Source organism: Verrucomicrobiia bacterium (assembly GCA_035460805.1).
In the GTDB taxonomy this organism is placed as follows: domain Bacteria; phylum Patescibacteriota; class UBA1384; order CAILIB01; family CAILIB01; genus DATHWI01.
In genome coordinates, this window is record DATHWI010000020.1 from 1 (window position 1) to 1,904 (window position 1,904).

Annotated in this window: 2 protein-coding genes; both read left to right on the forward strand. The window is 50.2% G+C overall.

What is annotated here, in order from left to right:
- On the forward strand, positions 1 to 1,177 hold a 1,177-nt coding region (locus tag VLA04_00545; GenBank protein HSI20186.1), incomplete at its 5' end, for a hypothetical protein.
- Positions 1,178 to 1,199: 22 nt separating this feature from the next.
- Positions 1,200 to 1,820 carry a PEP-CTERM sorting domain-containing protein gene (locus VLA04_00550; protein ID HSI20187.1) on the forward strand — a complete coding sequence of 207 codons (621 nt, stop codon included), beginning with the start codon at positions 1,200 to 1,202 and terminating at the stop codon, positions 1,818 to 1,820.
- Positions 1,821 to 1,904: the final 84 nt, after the last annotated feature.

Below are 1,904 nucleotides of genomic sequence, written 5' to 3' on the forward strand. Positions count from 1 at the left end.
GGTTTTAAACCGTATTTACTACGGGAGGGTGGACGTTTATCGGTTCTTCCTCTTCTTTACCCCGAGAAATCCGACCACTGGTTCATCACTCCCCCCAATGAATGCACGCCCCACGCTTCGCCCCTCCCTCTGCGCCCTGACGGCGCTGATGGTCCTTGGTTTCGGTTTTAATGCGTCCGCCCAGTCGGTGGCGACGACGCCGGTGGGGGCGATGACCTACACCTTTCCTGCAAACACGACGGTGAGTGTCGGAATCCCATTGGTTCGGCCGGCCGTTTTCACTGGGGTGGTTTCGAGTGGAAATACTACTAGTATAAGTTTCTCAACTGCAGGGCTGAATCTCGCAACGGCTATTCCTGTCGGGAGTTTTTATTATATCGAAGTTGTAGGCCACTCAGATAATGTCACCACCACGCATGTTGGGGATCGATTTGAGGTTGATGAGACTACAACTACCGTAGCGGCCAACGGGGTTCTCTCCATAGATGCAGCATCTAATTTAAATACCGCTACTGGTGATTTCAGCTCATTGGTGGGCTATAAAATTGTGATTCGTCCGCATTGGACCCTGGCCGCTTTGTTCGGGACAGGCAACGGAGCCACTGGATTAACGAGCTCGACGACATTTTCGTCTGCCGACCAAGTTCTTTCGTGGGATGGGGCAGGGTGGTCTACTTATTGGTTTCGTCAAAACTCGGCGGGAACGGTTAAGGAGTGGCGCAATACTGCAACCTCTACGACCAATCAGGATAACACGTTGATTCCGCCCGGTGTTGGCGTGTATTTCAAGAAACTGACATCCACTCTCGCGGTTAGCGTTGTGGGTGAGGTTAGAACTAATCGGTTTATCCGAAACTTGGATCACTCGACTCAACTAATCGCTATGGGATATCCGGTTGATCGTAGTCCGTCGCAAATGGCTATGCTGCCTGCATCGAATTATACTGCAGCGACTTCTTTTGATGCTGCGGATCAACTCTTGGCTTGGGATGGCGCTGGCTTTTCTACGTATTGGTTACGAAGGAATTCGGCTGGCGATATCATTCAATGGCGTAACACTGGAACAGGCACCACGGATCACTCAAGCACGGGGTTTATACTATCTAATCAAGCATTCTTTATACGTCCGGTCGGAACTCCAAATGACGTAGTTCAAACAACTCCTTTTACACTCTAAAAGATCTAGGTCTTAAGTTAATATGAAAATTTTCACGGCCTTAGTTTTTGTTCTAGCTACAGTATCGGCATTTGCCCAACAGTCTATCAACTTTGGATCACCGGTTCCCGCAGCTGGAACTTACAGCACCTCTGGTGTTTGGAATACGTCTGGCGGATTTGTTTTTGAGTTGGGTGTATTTAATTCAGGTTTCACCCCGACTGCGGGTAATGTAAATGAATGGGCAGCTAACTGGTCTGTTGCCAACCAAGGTGGACCTACGGGAACTGCCACTTGGATTGATGATGGCGGGGATACTGGCTTTACAGGTTCTGGACGTATTACGGTTCTGTCGGCACCTTTTACGGGTAATACTCAGATGTATCTGTGGGGCTACGACTCTAAGGCTGCTGGTTCCCGGCAGTGGATACTATTGAGCAATACAGCTTGGCTTGTTTCTACAGATATTTCCGCTCCGGTATCGTCTAACTTCACGGTAAATGGATCAACGAGCGCGGTTTTGGGCGGTGTTAGTAATGCTGGTGCAACATTGCAGTCTGCGCTTGTGAATGTATCTGCCGTCCCCGAGCCCGCCACCTACGCGGGACTCTTCGGTTTGGCTGCTCTTGGCTTCTGTGCCGTGCGTCGGCGGCGCAAGGCTTGAGGTTTTGCCGGCTTCTTTCGATTTATCACCCGCCCCTGCTGGGGCGGGTTTTTTGTGTCGTAATTTTTAACCATGGATAATGCC

Coding starts and splice junctions, on each gene's coding strand:
- VLA04_00550 (HSI20187.1), top strand. CDS start 1,200: ATGAAAATTTTCACGGCCTTAGTTTTTGTTCTAGCTACAGTATCGGCA.